General features: G+C 33.6%; 18 protein-coding genes. All 18 read left to right on the forward strand.

The window, feature by feature from the left end; all coding sequences use genetic code 11:
- The first annotated feature begins 183 nt into the window (after positions 1 to 183).
- Positions 184 to 1,194, forward strand: a complete 1,011-nt coding sequence (locus TMATH_RS01315; protein WP_013149681.1) for a LacI family DNA-binding transcriptional regulator — start codon at positions 184 to 186, stop codon at positions 1,192 to 1,194.
- A 13-nt stretch (positions 1,195 to 1,207) separates the two neighbouring features.
- Positions 1,208 to 2,137, forward strand: a complete 930-nt coding sequence (gene rbsK, locus TMATH_RS01320; protein WP_013149682.1) for a ribokinase — start codon at positions 1,208 to 1,210, stop codon at positions 2,135 to 2,137.
- Positions 2,134 to 2,526, forward strand: coding sequence for a D-ribose pyranase (gene rbsD, locus TMATH_RS01325; RefSeq protein ID WP_013149683.1), 393 nt, complete (start codon positions 2,134 to 2,136; stop codon positions 2,524 to 2,526). Before rbsK ends, rbsD begins: the two co-directional genes overlap by 4 nt.
- A 22-nt stretch (positions 2,527 to 2,548) precedes the next feature.
- Complete coding sequence (locus tag TMATH_RS01330; protein WP_013149684.1) at positions 2,549 to 4,039, forward strand: sugar ABC transporter ATP-binding protein; 1,491 nt, start codon at positions 2,549 to 2,551, stop codon at positions 4,037 to 4,039.
- A gap of 1 nt (position 4,040) precedes the next feature.
- On the forward strand, positions 4,041 to 4,997 hold the full coding sequence (locus tag TMATH_RS01335; protein WP_013149685.1) for an ABC transporter permease: 957 nt from the start codon (positions 4,041 to 4,043) through the stop codon (positions 4,995 to 4,997).
- An 81-nt stretch (positions 4,998 to 5,078) separates the two neighbouring features.
- Positions 5,079 to 6,002 (forward strand): ribose ABC transporter substrate-binding protein RbsB, encoded by a 924-nt coding sequence (gene rbsB, locus TMATH_RS01340; protein WP_013149686.1) that lies wholly within the window; start codon positions 5,079 to 5,081, stop codon positions 6,000 to 6,002.
- A 154-nt stretch (positions 6,003 to 6,156) separates the two neighbouring features.
- A complete protein-coding gene (locus tag TMATH_RS01345) occupies positions 6,157 to 7,005 on the forward strand; it encodes a MurR/RpiR family transcriptional regulator (protein WP_013149687.1) in 849 nt (282 codons plus the stop codon).
- 34 nt (positions 7,006 to 7,039) lie between these two features.
- Positions 7,040 to 7,948 carry an N-acetylmuramic acid 6-phosphate etherase gene (gene murQ / locus TMATH_RS01350; RefSeq protein WP_013149688.1) on the forward strand — a complete coding sequence of 303 codons (909 nt, stop codon included), beginning with the start codon at positions 7,040 to 7,042 and terminating at the stop codon, positions 7,946 to 7,948.
- 54 nt (positions 7,949 to 8,002) lie between these two features.
- Positions 8,003 to 9,400: an ABC transporter substrate-binding protein gene (locus tag TMATH_RS01355; protein ID WP_013149689.1), complete on the forward strand. Its 1,398-nt coding sequence runs from the start codon at positions 8,003 to 8,005 to the stop codon at positions 9,398 to 9,400.
- Between the two features lie 49 nt (positions 9,401 to 9,449).
- On the forward strand, positions 9,450 to 10,364 hold the full coding sequence (locus tag TMATH_RS01360; protein ID WP_013149690.1) for a carbohydrate ABC transporter permease: 915 nt from the start codon (positions 9,450 to 9,452) through the stop codon (positions 10,362 to 10,364).
- A gap of 12 nt (positions 10,365 to 10,376) precedes the next feature.
- Positions 10,377 to 11,267: a carbohydrate ABC transporter permease gene (locus tag TMATH_RS01365; protein ID WP_013149691.1), complete on the forward strand. Its 891-nt coding sequence runs from the start codon at positions 10,377 to 10,379 to the stop codon at positions 11,265 to 11,267.
- 15 nt (positions 11,268 to 11,282) lie between these two features.
- Positions 11,283 to 12,398 (forward strand): ABC transporter ATP-binding protein, encoded by a 1,116-nt coding sequence (locus TMATH_RS01370; protein WP_013149692.1) that lies wholly within the window; start codon positions 11,283 to 11,285, stop codon positions 12,396 to 12,398.
- Positions 12,399 to 12,415: 17 nt separating this feature from the next.
- On the forward strand, positions 12,416 to 13,087 hold the full coding sequence (locus TMATH_RS01375) for a hypothetical protein (protein ID WP_013149693.1): 672 nt from the start codon (positions 12,416 to 12,418) through the stop codon (positions 13,085 to 13,087).
- A gap of 72 nt (positions 13,088 to 13,159) precedes the next feature.
- Positions 13,160 to 14,227, forward strand: a complete 1,068-nt coding sequence (locus TMATH_RS01380) for a serine hydrolase domain-containing protein (protein ID WP_013149694.1) — start codon at positions 13,160 to 13,162, stop codon at positions 14,225 to 14,227.
- A gap of 2 nt (positions 14,228 to 14,229) precedes the next feature.
- The gene (locus tag TMATH_RS01385) at positions 14,230 to 15,372 is read left to right on the forward strand and encodes an exo-beta-N-acetylmuramidase NamZ family protein (RefSeq protein WP_013149695.1); all 1,143 of its coding nucleotides are present in this window, start codon (positions 14,230 to 14,232) and stop codon (positions 15,370 to 15,372) included.
- A 14-nt stretch (positions 15,373 to 15,386) separates the two neighbouring features.
- On the forward strand, positions 15,387 to 16,967 hold the full coding sequence (nagZ, locus tag TMATH_RS01390) for a beta-N-acetylhexosaminidase (RefSeq protein WP_013149696.1): 1,581 nt from the start codon (positions 15,387 to 15,389) through the stop codon (positions 16,965 to 16,967).
- 18 nt (positions 16,968 to 16,985) lie between these two features.
- A complete protein-coding gene (locus TMATH_RS01395) occupies positions 16,986 to 17,906 on the forward strand; it encodes a BadF/BadG/BcrA/BcrD ATPase family protein (RefSeq protein WP_013149697.1) in 921 nt (306 codons plus the stop codon).
- A 17-nt stretch (positions 17,907 to 17,923) separates the two neighbouring features.
- Positions 17,924 to 19,114 (forward strand): anhydro-N-acetylmuramic acid kinase, encoded by a 1,191-nt coding sequence (locus tag TMATH_RS01400; RefSeq protein WP_232192597.1) that lies wholly within the window; start codon positions 17,924 to 17,926, stop codon positions 19,112 to 19,114.
- Positions 19,115 to 19,126: the final 12 nt, after the last annotated feature.

The raw sequence follows: 19,126 nt of genomic DNA on the forward strand, positions 1-19,126 counted from the left end.
TATTCTTAATATCCAGAGCAAAAATATCTCCCTTTTTATTTGTTGCATTTAATTATACAACTAACCACAACTAACCTTATAAAAAATTTTTATTTTTATTATTGACAAAATGTCATTTTTATTTTACTATATAGTTAAGCGTTTTACTAAAACGTTAAACCAAATTTAATAGGTGATGAATTTATGGCTGTAACAATAAAAGATATTGCAAAACTAGCGAATGTATCAATTACAACAGTATCGAGAGTTATAAACAATAAAAGTGAAGGGGTTAGTGAAGAAACTAGAAATAGGATTCTTCAATTAGTGAAAGAATTGGGTTATCAACCTAATGCAATAGCACGAGGATTAGTTACTAAAAAAACTAAAACTATCGGCCTTATAATTCCTGATATTTCTAACCCATTCTTTCCTGATCTTGCCCGTGGTGTAGAGGATAGTGCTCACATTTACGGTTACAACGTCTTCTTGTGCAATACAGATGACAATTTGGAGAAAGAAAGCGAGTATATAAATGCACTAAAAGAAAAATATGTCGATGGTATAATATTTACCAGTAGTTCTATTCCTAAACATGAACACATTATGGAACTTGTCAAGAGTGGTATTCCTATTGTCATAATGGATAGACGTGTTGATTCTGAAGACATTTACGGAGTTTTTCTTGATAACTATGAAGGTGGTTACATTGCGACAAAACATCTCATAGATTTAGGGCATAAAAAAATTGCGTGTATAACGGGACCGCTTTATACAAAAAGTGCCAAAGAAAGACTAGAAGGATACAAAAAAGCATTAATAGAAAATGGTATGGATGTGGATGAAAGGTTGATATTTGAAGGAGATTATAAGATAAACAGTGGAATAATTGGAACTGAAAAGTTGTTAGGTAATAATGAAAATGTTACAGCTATTTTTGCCTGCAATGATTTAATGGCATATGGAGCGTACAAAACAATACGTTCATATGGGTACAAGATACCAGATGATATTTCAATAGTAGGGTTTGATGATATACAGCTTTCTCAAATACTAGAACCACAATTAACTACTATAAAGCAACCTGCATATGATATGGGACTGACTGCTGCTCGAATGCTAATAAAACTTGTAGAAGGGAAAAAGTTAAAGAAAAAAATTATTAATTTTAAACCCCAGTTGATAATACGCCAAAGCACAAAAAATATTGGCTAAAGGTGGTAAAAAGATGGAGAAGATAGTTGTTGTTGGAAGTATTAATATGGACGTTGTGATACGAGTTCCGCATATTCCTGTAGTTGGTGAGACAGTTATTGCTTATGATTTGAAAAATTACGGCGGCGGTAAAGGCGCAAATCAAGCGGTATCAATTGCAAGGTTGGGTGGAACGGTCTTTATGATCGGCAGAGTGGGAAATGATGAATATGGTAAGAAATTATATGAGGGCTTAAAAATTGATAGCATAGATGTTAAAGGGATAGAATTTGATTACGAAATACCGACGGGTACAGCTTATATTAATGTGAGTGAAAGAGGAGAAAACAACATAGTTGTTTATCAGGGAGCAAATAAAAGGCTTAATATAGAGCAAATAGAAAAACACGAAGATATTTTTGATGAAGCAAAAATGTGTGTAATTCAGTTAGAAATACCAGTTGAGACAGTAGAATTTGTAGTGGATTTATGTTACCGGAAAGGTATAAAAGTCATATTAAATCCTGCACCAGCATGTAAATTGCCTGATACGCTCTTAGAAAAAGTTTACATTTTAACTCCCAATGAAACAGAACTGGCTTTTTTATCCAAAAGTAAAATAGAAACAATTGCAGATATAAAAAAGGCCTCAAAATATTTGTTGGACAAAGGGGTTCAAAACGTTATAACAACTATTGGAGAAAAAGGAAGCTTTTTTATCAATAAGGATACAGAAAAACTATTTGATGCGATCAAAGTTACTGCTGTTGATACAACAGCAGCGGGTGATTCATTTACAGGAGCATTAGCAGTGGCATTAAGTGAAGGGAAGAACATTGAAAGTGCAATAGAATTTGCTACATACGTAGCAGCATTAACGGTTACTAAAGAAGGTGCTCAGTCATCCTTGCCTTATAGAGATGAGGTAGAAAAATTTATTAAAGAAAGGAGTTATAACAAATGAAAAAGACATATTTGCTGAATAGTGAAATTTCAGAAGTTGTTGCAAGATTAGGGCATACAGATTTGTTGGTGATTGCTGATAGTGGATTACCTATACCAGATGGTGTTAAAAGAATTGATATTGCTTTAACAAAAGGGATACCGAGTTTTAAAGATACATTAAATACGGTACTTACTGAGTTGGGAGTAGAAAAAGCATATATTGCGAAAGAAATGATAGATAAAAATAACGATTTATACCTATACCTTCTCGAGCTATTTGGAGAAAAGCTAATAATTATTAGCCATGAAGATTTAAAGGCAATGTCAAAAAACGCTAAAGCTATTATTAGGACTGGTGAATATAAGCCATATGCAAATATTATTTTAGAGTCAGGTGTGGAATTTTAACAATCCAAAGGGGGAATAATTTTTGGAACCCGTTTTAGAGATGAGGAATATAACGAAAAAATTTGGCAATGTTAAAGTTCTGGATAATGTAAGCTTAACTCTTTATAAAGGTCATGTCTTAGCTTTATTAGGTGAAAATGGGGCAGGAAAGTCAACTTTGATGAAAATTCTCTGCGGCATTTATGAAAAAGATGAAGGAAGTATTTATATAAAAGGGAAAGAAGTAAATATAAGGAATGTCAAAGATGCTGAAAAATATGGCATTGTTATGATTCATCAAGAGCTCAATCTTATACCATCACTTAGTGTTGCTGAAAATATTTTTTTAGGGAGGGAATATCTAAAATCATTTAACGCTATAGATTGGAAAAAAATAAAGCAAGAAGCTGCTAAAAAGCTTAGCGAATTAGGTATGAATATAAACGTTAATAGACTGGTAAAGTACTTGAGTGTTGGAGAACAACAAATGGTTGAAATAGCTAGAAGTTTATTGATGGATGCTGAGATATTAGTAATGGATGAACCAACCGCTGCTTTAACAGAGGCAGAGACAAAGAAATTATTTGAGGTCATAAGATCGCTTAAATCAGAAGGCCGAACTATTATTTATATATCTCACAGAATGAATGAAATTTTTGAAATTTGTGATGACTATATTGTTTTAAGAGATGGACGCTTTATTTCTCAAGGCAAAATTAACGAAGTTACACGTGATGAGTTAGTTACAATGATGGTTGGAAGAGAACTAAAAGAACAATATCCTCGTGAATCTGTTCCGCTGGGAGAGGAAATATTGCGAGTAGAAAATCTTAGTGTGAAGGGTTTGTTTGAAAATATTAATTTTACAGTCAGAAAAGGCGAAGTAGTAGGGTTTGCTGGTTTAATTGGTGCAGGAAGAACCGAAGTGGCCAAAACAATATTTGGTTTTTATAAGAAAACCTCAGGTAAAATTTATCTTGAAAATGAGGAGCTAAAGATAAATAATCCAAAAGATGCTATTGATAATGGAATAATATATTTATCTGAAGATAGAAAAAATGACGGTTTGATATTAAAGCATACTTTAAAAGAAAATATGACGCTTTCAGCATTAAAAAGTATTTCTGATTATATAGGCACTATTTACCATTCTAAAGAAAAATATTTAGTAAACCAAATGATTGAAAAATTAAACATTAAGACCTCTTCAATAAATCAAAAAATATCTAAACTGAGTGGAGGAAACCAACAAAAAATTGCTATTGCCAAATGTTTATTGACAAATCCTAAATTAATTATTCTTGATGAACCAACTCGAGGCATTGATGTTGGAGCAAAAAATGAAATATATAAATTGATTAATAATTTAAAAAAGCAAGGTATTGGTATAATTTTAATATCTTCAGAATTGCCAGAGGTTTTGAATATTAGCGATAGAATTATTGTAATGCATGAAGGAAGGATAACAGGCGAAATACTTCATGAAGAAGCGACAGAAGAAAAGGTAATGTTAAAAGCTGTAGGAGGGGAATGAGTTGAATTTACCGGGAGAAAAAGTAACAAAAATAAATATTAGTGAATTTTTACTCAAAGCAAAATCTTTGATAGGCTTAGTAGGGTTAATCGTTGTATTTTCAATATTATCACCAAGATTTTTAGATTATTATAATCTTACAAATGTTTTAAGACAGACTTCCCTAAATGCAATAATGGCTGTGGGTATGACGTTTGTAATATTAACAGGTGGAATAGACTTATCTGTAGGTTCTATATTAGCCTTTTCAAGTGCAATTACAGCTGGCATGTTAAAAGACGGTTCTCCATTAATTATAGCGGTATTAGCAGGTTTAATAATAGGTACCGGTTTAGGATTTTTTAATGGTTTTGTCATAATTAGATGGAATATACCACCCTTTATTGCGACATTTGCCATGATGACAGTAGCAAGAGGTCTAACACTTGTATATACCAATGGACAACCAATAACGGGTTTAGGTGCGGCTTTTGGTTATATTGGCAACGGTTATATTGGGCCGATACCTGTACCAATAATTCTTACGGTTCTTATCTTTGCGATAGGTTATTACATTTTAAAGAATAATAGACTTGGGAGATATGTCTATGCTACAGGCGGCAATATACAGGCTGCTAAATTGGCTGGTATTAATACCAACAATATAATTCTATTTGTGTATTCTTTAAGTGGCTTTTTAGCAGCAATAAGTGGTTTGATAATTACTTCAAGGTTAAATTCCGCAGCTCCAACAGCAGGACAAGGTGCTGAACTTGATGCCATAGCTGCAGTTGTACTTGGAGGTACAAGCTTATCAGGTGGTGAAGGGGGAGTAATAGGTACTCTAATAGGTGCTTTGATAATAGGCATTTTAAATAATGGCTTAAATTTACTTAATGTTTCGCCTTTTTATCAACTTATAGCTAAAGGTGCAGTAATATTACTTGCTATAGCATTAGACAAAAAAGAAAGTAGATAAAGGGGGTGTTTTAGGAAGGTTTTAAATAAAAACAAAAAGTTTTAAAAATTAAAAATTTAATTAAAAGGGGAGAGTTGAATTATGAGAAAATCAAAAATTTTATTCCTTTTATTAACATTTATTTTAACTGTTGCGTTAATTGCTGGATGCAGTACAGGTAATACCACCAATACTTCAAATGCTAAAGGAGAAAAGACAATAGGTTTAGTTATATCGACGCTTAATAATCCGTTTTTTGTAACATTGAAAGATGGAGCAGAAACTAAGGCAAAAGAATTAGGTTATAAATTAATAGTAGCCGATTCCCAAAATGATTCTTCAAAAGAACTTTCTAATGTGGAAGACTTAATTCAGCAAAAAGTAGACGTTTTGCTTATAAATCCTGTAGATAGTGATGCTGTAGTTAATGCGATAAAAGAAGCAAATAGCAAAAATATACCAGTTATTACTTTAGACAGGTCTGCAAATGGTGGAGATGTTATTTGTCACATAGCTTCAGATAATGTAAAAGGTGGAGAAATGGCAGCAGAGTTTATTGCAAAGGCACTTCATGGTAAAGGGAATGTGGTGGAGCTTGAAGGTATACCAGGCACTTCTGCTGCCAGAGATAGAGGCAAAGGATTTGATGAAGCTATCGCTAAATATCCAGATATAAAAATTATAGCAAAACAAGCTGCTGATTTCGATCGTTCAAAAGGTTTATCAGTAATGGAAAATATCCTTCAAGCCCAACCTAAAATTGATGCAGTATTTGCGCAAAATGATGAAATGGCATTAGGTGCAATAAAGGCAATAGAGAGTGCAAATAGGCAAGGAATTTTAGTAGTTGGATTTGATGGGACAGATGATGCGTTGAAAGCTATAAAAGATGGCAAAATGGCTGCAACGATTGCTCAGCAACCAGCTTTAATAGGTTCTCTTGGAGTAGAAATGGCTGACAAATATCTAAAAGGTGAAAAGGTAGAAAAATTTATACCAGCTGAGCTTAAACTTATAACGAAGTGATGGTATGGAATAGGCGGAAATTATATCCGCCTTTTTTATAAAAATTTCGAGAAGTAAAATTACATATTTTTTTAAAATTTAAGAAGGAATTTTACAACTTACGTCGAATATATTAATAACAAAGAAAAATTTATAGAGGTAAAGGACGGTTTTTATGACGGATATTTTGACAGTAATTAAAGAATTGGAAGCAACTTTTAAACCATCAGAAGCTAAAATTGCAAAATATATACTAGATAATGCTGATGTTGTTACAGAATTATCTATTAATGAGCTTGCAAGGGCTTGTGATACGAGTGAAGCCAGTATTGTGAGATTTTGCAGAACTATTGGGTTAAAAGGATTTCAGGAATTAAAAATTAAAATTGCTGTATCTTTATCAAAACAAACTAAAAAACTTGATGGCGGTATTACTGATGATGACGATGTATCAGATGTTATTCAAAAAATTGCAAATTTTAATAAGCAAGCAATAGATAACACAATTTCTTTGCTTGACGTAAAGAGCATAATAAAAGCTGTTGACGCTTTATCAAATGCTAACAAAATCGATTTTTATGGAGTTGCTGCTTCAGGAACTGTGGCATATGATGCGATGTTAAAGTTTGCAAGAATAAATATACCTTGTACTGCCTATCAGGATACTCATCTTCAATTGACGTCAGCAGCAAATTTAAAGAAAGGAGATGTTGCCTTTGGGATATCATATTCAGGGTGTACAAGAGAAATTGTAGAGGCTTTAGAAGTAGCTAAAGAAGCGGGTGCTACTACGATAAGTTTAACTAAATTTGGACAATTTCCGCTGGTAAAAGTAGCTGATATAAATCTTTTTGTATCATCAGAAGAGCCTTTGTTTAGATCTGGTGCAACAGCTTCCAGAATAGCACAATTAACTGTTATTGATATACTTTTTATTCTTGTAGCAAAAAGAAAATACAACGATGTTGTTAAGTTTCTTGAAAATACAACAGAAGCGTTATCAATACGAAAAATATATAAATAAACGAAAAAACAGTTTATAGAAAGGATTTGGTACTATGATATTAGATGAATTAATCACTGAAGGTAGAAACCCTGAAACAATGGATATAGACAGACTGGACACAATTGAAATGCTAAAAAAAATCAACAATGAAGATAAGAAAGTTGCTGTAGCCGTTGAAAAGGTTATACCTTCTATAGCTAAAGCTGTTGATAGCATCGCAGAGAAAATGAAAAAAGGGGGGAGATTGATATACATAGGGGCAGGTACCAGTGGGAGAATAGGTATTCTTGATGCATCTGAGTGTCCTCCTACATTTGGTACTGATCCGGGGCTTGTGATTGGGATAATTGCGGGAGGAGATAAAGCAATAAGGAATGCAATGGAAAACGTAGAAGACGATGTGGAAGCTGGGAGACAGGATCTAATCAATGTAAATTTAACAGTTAATGATAGTGTTATAGGTATTTCGGCAAGTGGACGAACACCATATGTAATAGGTGCATTGCAATATGCAAAACAAGTAGGAGCTCTTACAATTGGTTTGTTTTGTAACCCCAATGAAAACCTTTCAAATATAATAGATATACTGATTACACCGGTGGTAGGACCAGAAGTTATAATGGGGTCAACGCGGATGAAGGCAGGAACTGCACAAAAATTGGTATTAAATATGATATCAACAAGTGTAATGATAAAGATGGGAAAAGTATATAGTAATCTGATGGTTGATTTGCAAGCTAATAATGAAAAATTAATGGAAAGAGCAAAACGTATTGTAAAATTAGCAACAGGTGCCGAGGAAAGGATAATTGAAAGCATACTTAATGAAACTAATTACAATGTGAAACTAACAATTTTAATGATTGTAACAAATTTAGACAAAGATAGAGCCAAACAACTTCTTGATGTGGCTGGCGGCTATATTGCAGAAGCGATAAAATTAAAGGAGGATAGAAATTAGATATGTGATTAACCGGGAATCCGGTTAAAAAATAAAAAAATAGGGGGTAAAAAAATGAAAGCCAAAAAATTAATTAGTATTCTTTTGACAATAATTTTTATTACTTCAATGTTGTCAGGATGTTCAAAGACTACTAATCAACCAAATGGAGAAGCTTCTTCAGCAAAAAAAGATATTGTAAAGGTATGGACATTTCCTGTTGAAAAAGATTATGAACAAAACTTTGCAAAAATAAAAGAGGACTTTGAAAGCAAAAATCCAAATATAGAAATTCAAGTAGAAGTGTTGTCATGGGCAGAAGGAGTTAAAAAATTTGATACAGCTATAAATGCTGGTGACCCACCGGATTTAATGTTTATTGTTCCATCAGCAAAATACGTACAAACGGGACTTGCAGTACCTATTGAAGATTATATTGATAAAGAAACATTGAGTGATTATTATCCTGTTGCGCTCGAATATATGAAAGTAGGTGGTAAATTATATGGCTTGCCGTTATATATGAAGATACATACTATAGCAGGGAATAAAAAGTTAATGGAAGATGCAGGTATAGATTGGAAAAAAATCCAGGAAAATGGGTGGACATGGGACGAGTTTAAGGAACTTACTAAAAAAGGTACCAAAATAAATGCGGAAGGTAAACAGCAATATGGCTTTGTTTTTCATGGAGCGGGAGTTGATATTACAGAATTGCTTAATCACATGTTAATGAATAATGGCCTTCCATACATGGTTGATGAAAAGGGGAAATTTACGTATACAGATCCTAAGTTTTTAGAAACATTGAAATTTATAAGGTCATTGATAGATGAAGGAATAATGCCTAAAGAATCAAATCAGATAACACCACAAAAAAGAATGGAACTTTTTTATACAGAACAAGCAATGATTATTGGAAAAGCAATGCCATATTATGAGGTTGTTATTGGTGATAATAACAAAAAAGTTCAAGAAAAAACAGCTCCGCCGGATCAGAAAGTTGTTGATTTTGTCTTACTCCCTGAGCCGCATGCTGCGGGGCAAAAAGCGATTACACCAGGTGGTGTTGATGGATATTCGATGTTCAAGCAAAAGAATTATAATGGTCCTGTAAGTCAGGAAGAGCATTTGAGAAATGTAGGAAAAGTTCTTGTAGCATTAACTTCAGGATACGCAGGTATCTCCGCAAAAATTTTGCTTTTACCTCAGGTTACAAAATCCGGTGATCAAATGTGGAAAGATAAATATACTATGAAACCAGAGAATAAAGAAGAAGTAGATAGATTATTCAAAAATGTATTACCTCCAGTCCAACTGGATCCTGCAATATCTCAAAAAGCACAAAAACTTTATGACGAAATTATAAAGGCAGAGTATCCTGCTTTGCTTGGTGGCGATATTACACCGGAAAAAATGTATGAAGATGTAAAAAAGGCAGCACGAGAAATTTTTGGAGATAATATATATTAAGCTTAAGGGCGTTTGCCCTTAGGCTTAATATAAATAAGGGAGAGATACTATGCAGGAAATGATGATATATAACCGAAAATCTGAAAAGATAAAACAGTTTTTACGAGACTATGGGTGGAGTTATATTTTTATTGCACTTCCAGTAATAATATTTTTGTCTTTTACTTTGTATCCTTTAATAAAAGCTTTTATGATGAGTTTTCAGGAATATCAAGTCATGGGGTCTCGATGGGTTGGCATCGAAAATTATTCCTACATATTTAGGCGAAAGTTATTTTGGAAAGCGCTTTATACTACTCTAGTATATACTATAGGAACAGTTCCTGTAAACATTTTGATATCATTAGGTTTGGCACTTTTGATATTTCAGCTTGATAAAAAGTCGCAAACTTTTTTCAAAGCCACATTTTATCTACCTGCTGTAGCGTCTGGTGTTACGCTGTCTTTAGTATGGTTCATAATGTATGACCCTACGCCAGACGGATTGCTGAATAAATTTTTGAGTTTATTTGGTTTTCCAAATATAAATTGGCTTGGCAGAATGGATACAGCTTTATTTTCTCTTATGCTTATGACATATATAGGCGGACATGGAAGCGGAATAATTTTATATTTAGCATCACTTGGGGGTATTCCAAAGACAATTTACGAAGCCGCTGAAATAGATGCAGCTGGGACATGGTCTAAATTTAGAAATATTACATGGCCTTTATTAAAACCCATAACACTATATATGTTGATTACTGGTATAATAGGTTCATCACAGGCGTTTATGACGGCATATCTTATGACAAGTGGTGGACCGAATCATGCAACTACTACAATTGCTTATCTTATATGGCAAGACGCTTTTGAATATTTTGATTTTGGTGTTGCTGCAGCAGAGTCTTTTGTGCTGGCCCTTATTATAGTAGGATTATCTGTATTACAATTTAAGTATTTAGGTTCTGATGTAGAGTATTAAGGAGGATTTTATATGAATACAACTATTGAGGCAGTCCGAGAAGAAGAAATACCAGTTTACAGAGAAAAAAAAGGAGTTACATTTTATGTTAAAAGGATATTAATATATTCATTACTAATTTTGTGGTCTATATTCACAATATTTCCATTATATTGGATGTTAACCACTTCTTTCACAGATCCAAATTTATCTGCTACTATGCATTTTAATTTGATTCCTCGAGAGTTTACTTTTGCTTCTTATAGATTTTTCTTTACATTTAACAAATATGTATTAAGATGGTTAATCAATTCATTATTTATTGCGACAGTTATAACTTTATCAAATGTATTATTTGCTTCTATGGCAGGATACGCTTTTGCTAAACTTAAATTTCCAGGAGGAAATACAATATTTTGGATATTAATTAGTACAATAATGATACCTGGACAAGTAACTTTGATCCCCCTATATGTTTTAGTGATTAATGTATTTAATTTAGCTGATACTTATTTTGCAATAATATTGCCGCAATTAGTATCTGTTTACAACATATTTTTAATGAAACAATATATGACATCTATTCCATCGACTTTGATAGATGCAGCAAGAATAGATGCATGTAGTGAATTTGGAATATTCTGGAAGGTAATATTTCCACTTGCCAAACCTGGGATAGCTGTGATGGCAATATTTACGTTCGTAAGTCAATGGAATGATTTCTTTTGGCCTTTTTTAGTAACAAAAACAAGTGCGATGCGAACAATTCAAGTGGGTTTAGCATCGTTTAAATTTGCTGACAGTACATTATATGGCCCAATGATGGCAGGTGCAGTAATTGCTTCGATTCCTATGTTCATACTTTTCTTTTCCTTGCAGAAGTATTTTTTACAAGGTATTACTATAGGGGCTATAAAAGGATAAGGAGGACAGTTATAAATGGCAAAAATAGTTTTCGAACATGTTACTAAGGAATTTATTGATGAAAAAAGAGGTAAAGTAATAGCGGTAAATGATGCAAATTTTACGATAGAAGATAAAGAATTTGTAGTGTTGGTTGGACCTTCTGGATGTGGTAAAACAACAACTTTAAGAATGATTGCTGGTCTTGAAAGACAAACAAAAGGCAATATATATATTGGCGAGAAATTAGTTAATTATCTTCCACCTAAAGATAGAGATATTGCTATGGTATTTCAAGATTATGCATTATATCCACATATGACCGTTTATGAAAATCTTTCCTTCGGTTTAAGAAATCTTAAGGTTCCTAGAACGGAAATCGAACAAAAAGTGAAAAGAGCAGCGGAGATACTTGGGATAAGTGAATTATTAGATCGAAAGCCGAGGGAATTATCAGGAGGACAGAGACAGAGAGTCGCTGTGGGTAGAGCAATTGTTAGAAATCCTAAAGTTTTTCTATTTGATGAGCCTTTATCAAATCTTGATGCAAAGTTGAGAGTTCAGATGAGAGTAGAACTTGCAGAACTTCATAAAAAGCTAGAAACTACGATAGTATATGTTACCCATGATCAAGTGGAAGCAATGACATTGGGACAAAGAATTATCGTAATGAATCACGGAATAATTCAGCAAATTGCTACTCCTGACGAACTTTATAATAGACCAGTTAATATGTTTGTAGCAGGTTTTATCGGTGCTCCTTCCATGAACTTTATAAATTGTAAAGTTGAAAGAAACAAAATAATATTAAGCGACGGTAATTCTAATACGATGTTTGATATACCTCAAAAATTTAAAAAAGTTATAGCAAATATAAACGGTAAAGAAATGGTGATGGGGATAAGACCTGAAGACATTTATGATGCTGTTTTTTCTCAAAATATTGAAAATAAACTTTATGTTGATGTATATGTGAAAGTTGTTGAAAAATTAGGCTCTGAGAACCTTATATATTTTGATAAATACGGCACAACTATTACGGCCAGGGTTAATTCTCAAAGTAGAATTGTTTCAGGAGAATATGCAAAAGTAGCATTTAATATAGACAAAATATATTTGTTTGATAAAGAAACTGGAATAGCAATATATTAGGGGGAAATTAAGAATCAATGAATAGCTTGAGTAAAGTGCTTATAAAAAGTGGTCATGATATTTACGAAAACATAGTTTATGTAGTGATAATAAGTATTATTTGGTTTATCTTCATATTTCCTGCTATCTTCGTGTTAACTCCGTATGCCGGAGTTATATACTTTATTTTTATATCAATACCTGTATTTACTGCAATCCTTTATTTAACAAGACAAAGAATAGACAGAAAATCTTTTAGCTATAAATTATTTTTCACAGGTTTGAAAAAATTTTACATAAGAACTTTTATATACAGTATGCTTTTTTCCATTTTTGTAATGATTCCAGTGTCCTCGTGGTGGTACTATTTTCAGACCAAGACAATGTTTACATTTATTATTGCTGTTATACAAACTTATTTATTTATATTTATAATTTTATCTCAGGTTTATTTTTTACCATTCCTTATTAGTGAGAATAAAAATCTTATTAGCTCAATAAATGCATCTATTAAATTATTTCTTGACAATGGATTGTATACGTTTGGAGCTTTAATTCAGATTGCTTCTGTTAGTATATTGCTTTTGATAACAATAGTTGGTGTACCATTATTATGGGCTGGAATGGTATCAATTTTTTTAATAAATCTCTATGATAATCTTTTACTTAAATATATGGATAGAAAAGCAATAAATAGTACAAAAATTTAAGTTCCAAAATAAGTATACACTTATTCGTCATCTCACAGCAAGTTTTAAAATTTATGGAAGGAATGAAATCTCATGGTTTTTGATAATAATCGGTTAGATGAGGCATTTAACTTAATAGATAAAGGTATAGAAGATGGAGCTTTTCCTTGTGCTGCTGTAGCTGTTGGTAATAAAAGTGACTTTTTAAAAATTGCGGTTAAGGGAAATAAAAGGATTGTACCGTATAAAGAAATGCTAAATAGAACTTCTTTGTTTGACCTTGCATCTCTTACAAAAGTTGTAGCTACAACTACGTTACTAATGCTCATGATAGAAAAAGGTTTTATATCTGTATATGATAAAGTGTGTGAATATATATCTTCTTTTAATGAAAAAAGCAAAGATAGAATAACTATTTTCCAACTTCTCACACATACTTCAGGATTACCAGCTTATATACCTTTTTATAAAATATGTAGGGATTATGATGATGCCATTGATTATATATGCAAGGAAGTGGAACTGAGAGAAACGAAAGAGGTAGAGTATAGTGATCTTAACTTTATACTACTAGGGAAAATACTTGAAACAGTTGGAGGAGACAAACTTGACAAACTTTGCAAAAAAGAAATTTTTGATCCTCTTGATATGAGAAACACCTTATTTAATCCCGGTAATAGGGATGTTGTTCCTACCGAAATAGATAAAGAATCAGGCGAGGTTATATGTGGCGTATGTCACGATGAAAATGCACGATTTTTTGGAGGAATTTCAGGACACGCTGGACTATTTTCTACAATAGATGACCTTGTAAAATTCGCTAAAATGCTCGTGAACTATGGGGAAATAAAAAATGAAATATTTTTGTTTTATCCTTTGTTTAAGAGGATGATAACGAATTATACAGAAAGTTTAAGCGAAAACAGAGGGTGGGGATGGGTTATCAAAGGTAATACTGCTGCAGGTGGAGATTTGTTTAGTAAAAAAGCTTTTGGACATACAGGTTTTACAGGTACATCTCTGTGGGTTGATCCTGAGTATGGGGTGTATATCATATTGCTGACAAATAGAGTTCATCCCACAAGAGAAAATGTTAAAATAATAAGATTTAGGCGGTTGTTTCACAATGCTGTTTTAGCCTCATTGGATGGGAGGAGTTAAATGTGGTCAAATGTGGCATTGATGTTATTGAGAAGTATGAAAAATTATTTAAGAATAAAAGAATAGGATTGATCACGGCTCCTTCTGGAGTGACTAGGAATTTAGAGTCAACTATTGATGTGTTATATAAAAATTTTAATCTAGTTGCATTGTATTCTCCAGAACATGGAATAAGAGGTGAATTTCAAGCAGGTGAAAAAGTAAAGGGATACGTAGATGAAAGGACAGGAGTGAAAGTCTATAGCTTATACGGAGATACAAAAAAACCTACACCAGAAATGTTAGAAGAAATAAACGTTTTAGTGATAGATGTGCAGGATGTGGGTTCTAGGTATTATACTTACCTTTATACCATGGCTTATGCAATGGAAGCGTGTAAAGAAAATGGTAAAGAATTTGTAGTTTTAGATAGACCTAATCCTATTGGAGGTTTGAAAGTAGAAGGGAACATATTAGATACCAAGTTTAGGTCTTTTGTAGGATGGTATCCAATTCCGCAGCGCTATGGTCTTACTATAGGGGAGATAGCACATCTATTTAACAAAGAATTTGGCATCAATTGTGATTTGCACGTCGTAAAGCTTGAAGGCTGGAAAAGAGATATGTACTACGATGAAACAGGCCTTTTGTGGGTCAACCCCTCACCTAACATTTCTTCTCTAGATGCAGCAGTGCTATATAGCGGTACTTGCTTATTTGAGGGAACTAATATTTCGGAGGGGAGAGGTACTACAAGACCTTTTGAGATTATAGGTGCTCCTTGGATTGACCCTTACAAATTAGCCGATTCTATGAACAAAAAAGGGCTGAAAGGGGTTGTATTTAGGCCAGTTTACTTTATACCCAGTTTTTCTAAACACAAAGGACAGTTGTGCAAAGGGGTTCAAATACACGTAAAAGATAGAAAAGCTGTTGACTCAGTTGAAGTAGGTATAAAGCTATTATACGAGATAATAAGGCAAAGTGGTGAAAATTTCAAATGGTTGCCACCATATGGGGAAAGTAACGTATATTTTATTGATTTGCTAGCAGGTACAGATGAGTTAAGGCTGATGAAGTACGACGAGGATCAGTTATTGGATAAATGGAAAAGAGAAAGTGAAGAGTTTAAAAGATTGAAAGAGAGTTATCATTTCTATGAATAGAGAGGATTGAAAAAATGAAAAAAATAGAAGAAATGACATTAGAAGAAAAAATAGGGCAAATGCTGATGATAGGCTTTCCGTCAACTTTTTACGACGACCATATAAGAGAATTAGTAACAAGTTATAAAATAAGGAATGTAATACTCTTTTCAAGAAATGTGCAGGATGCAAGGCAAGTAATGGATTTATGCACTGACATACAGAAAGAAACAATAGAAAATACCGGAATACCAGCTTTTATCTCTATTGACCAGGAAGGTGGAATGGTCACAAGGATTTACAGAGGAGCTACTTATCTTCCCGGCAATATGGCTATTGGTGCTACAAAAGACCCAGAAAATGCTTATAAAGTGGGAGAAATAGCTGGAAGAGAATTAAGAACTATAGGCATAAACATAAATTTCGCTCCGGTTATGGATGTGAACAACAACCCTTTAAATCCAGTGATAGGAGTCAGGTCTTACGGTGAAAACCCAGAGGATGTGGCTAATTTTGGAATAAACTACATAAAAGGGCTTCAAAAAGAAGGTGTGATAGCTACAGCTAAACATTTCCCAGGACATGGAGACACAACTGTGGATTCTCACCTTGATTTACCGAAAGTCAGTCATGGCAAGGGTAGGCTTTATGAAGTGGAATTATACCCGTTTTTAAAAGCTATAGAAAATGGCGTGGATGCGATAATGACAGCTCATATACTTTTCCCGGCTTTAGAAGATAGTAAAGTTCCTGCAACTCTTTCTTATAATATCCTTACCCGCATCTTAAGGGAAGAATTCAAGTTTGATGGGTTAATTATAACTGACTGTATGGAAATGAATGCGATAGCCAAATATTTTGGCACTCGAAAGGCGGCGTCAATGGCTATAAAAGCTGGAGCAGATATAGTACTTGTTTCTCATACTAAAGATCTACAGATAAAAGCTTTTGAAAATATAAAAGAAGCTGTAGAAAGAGGAGAGATACCTGTAGAAAGAATAGATAAATCAGTAAGAAGGATACTCAAGATGAAAGAAAAATATGGACTTTTTGACAATCCATATCCTGAGAAAGACAAATTTGACACCACAGCTGAAATTGAGAAACATAGGAAAATTGCAAAAGCCATAAGTTTAAAGAGCATAACAGTTGTTAAAGATGAGAAAAAATTAATCCCTTTAAAGACGAAAAATGTACTGGCAATTTCTCCTGAAACAGTTCCGGCTTCTTTTGTAGACGATGCTTTGATGGATAGGCTTTCTTTTGCAAGACAATTTACTTCTACATTTGGAGGTGTAGAGGAAACTATTTCTGTAAATCCAAACGATAGAGAGATTTCAGTAATTCTAGAAAAGGCAAAGGATAAAGAAGTAGTTGTCGTGGGCACTTACAATGCTAATTTAAACGAAGGTCAAGTAAAACTAGTAAACACACTTTTGCAAGTGAACAAAGATGTAATTGTTGTGGCTTTGAGAAATCCCTATGACCTCCAAAAGTTTGAAAATGTGCCTACTTATGTATGTGCTTACGAGTACACCCCATTGTCAGTAGAAAGCGTGATAGGAGTCTTGACGGGGAAATATCCTGCTGAAGGAAAACTTCCTGTGACCATATGAATTTAGGGAAGTGAAGAAATGGAATATGTAATTGGAATTGATGGAGGAGGCACAAAAAGCGCAATTTCTATCCTAGATTTGCAGGGAAATGTCCTTTTTACAGGAAGAGGGGGACCTACAAATATAAGGTCTGAGGGAAGAGAAGAAGCATGTGAGAACCTAAAAAACTTGATTGTGAAATCTGTAGAAAAAATGCATCTTAAATTGGGTGACTGTAGAGCAATTTGTGTTGGAACAGCTGGAGCAGGAAGGGAAGAAGAAAAAGAGATAGTAACAAATTGTTTAAAGGAAATAGGTGTTAAAGGTAATATGGTTGTTACGCATGATGCAGAAATAATTTTATCAGAGGCTATAGAAAAAAGAGAAGGAATAGTAGTAATTGCAGGAACAGGTTCATTGGCTTATGGGAGAAAAGACGGTATAGAGAAAAGAGCCGGCGGATGGGGGCATCTTTTAGGGGATGAAGGGAGTGCTTATTACATTGCTGTAGAGGGTATAAAGGCAGCTTTGAGGTATTACGATGGGAGAGGGAACTACACGAAATTATTAGATATGATGATGAAAAGGCTCAACGTTAAAAGACCTGAGGAATTTATAGGATTTGTTTATAAGGATGGAATTACAAAAGCTGACATAGCAGAATTGGCAAAGGTAGTAGATGAAGCGTATAAAGAAGGAGATAAGGAAGCTAGGAAAATTTTAAAGAAATCAGCCGAAGAACTTTTTAACCTTACAAAAGCGGTTGTAAAAGCGTTTAAGTGGGAAAATGATGAAATTTCAATTGTAGTAACTGGGAGTGTTTTTATAAATAACGAATCTGTATTTAAAGAATTTTCCAGGTTAATTAAAAAGTATTATCCTAAAGCGAATATAAAAAAGCTAGATAAAGATGCTTCTTATGGAGCTGCTATTCTAGCGTTGAGTTTTTTAAAAGATTGATGAGAGAGGAAAGTGCGATGGATAGGTTATTGCGTATTTACAATAAAGAAGAAAGATTAGTGGTTGGATTAATGTCCGGTACTTCTGCTGACGGGATTGATGCTGCTCTTGTGAAGGTCAAAGGGAGAGGTTTAGATACAAAGGTCGAACTTTTAGAATTCGAAAAGTTTCCGTACGAAGAGGAAGTGCAAAAGAAGATATTTGAGCTTTTTGACCCCCATACTGGAACTGTTGAGAAGATATGCCATATGAATTTTTTACTCGGTGAGCTGTTTGCAGAAGCTACCTTAAAACTCATTAAAAAAGCAGGTTTAGCCCCGAAAGATATAGATTTAATAGGGTCTCACGGGCAGACCATATACCATATTCCTAACTTTATTGAAGATATGGGATATAAAGTCCGTTCTACTCTTCAAATAGGGGAACCAGCAGTAATAGCTGAAAGAACTGGAATTGTAACAGTGGCTGATTTTAGGGTAAGAGATGTAGCTGCAGGAGGGCAAGGAGCTCCTCTAGTACCTTACACTGAATATATCTTGTATAGGTCACCAAATGAAACAATAGCCTTACAAAATATAGGTGGAATTGGCAATGTTACTGTTTTGCCTAAAGAAGGTAGTGTAGAAGACGTAATTGCATTTGATACAGGTCCTGGAAACATGGTGATAGATGAAGTTGTGAAGAGGATTACTCATGGGGAAATGAAATTCGACAAAGATGGTGAATTAGCATCTCGCGGGAAAGTAAATGAAGAATTTTTAGCAGAACTTTTAAAAGATGAGTTTTTTGAAATTAAGCCTCCAAAGACCACTGGCAGAGAGCATTTTGGGAAAAATTATGTGGATAATTTGATGAAAAGGGCTTCCTACTTGGAAATAAATAAATACGATTTGGTTGCTACTGTTACAGCTTTAACTGCTTATTCAGTGGTGAGAAGCTACGAAAGGTTTATATTTCCCTACTACAAAGTTGACAAAGTAGTAATAGGAGGTGGAGGAAGTTTCAACAAAACCCTCGTACAAATGATAAAAAAACAGTTGCCTCAGGTTAGGGTAATAACGCAAGAAGACATAGGATTTAATAGCGATGCCAAAGAAGCTGTTGCTTTTGCAATCCTTGCAAGTGAGACTATAAATGGCAATTTTAACAATATTCCAAAAGCAACAGGAGCAAAACATCCGGTAGTAATGGGAAAAATTTCTTTATAGTAGGTGGTGTGG

The sequence above is a fragment of the Thermoanaerobacter mathranii subsp. mathranii str. A3 genome (genome assembly GCF_000092965.1).
Classification (GTDB): Bacteria; Bacillota; Thermoanaerobacteria; order Thermoanaerobacterales; family Thermoanaerobacteraceae; genus Thermoanaerobacter; species Thermoanaerobacter thermocopriae.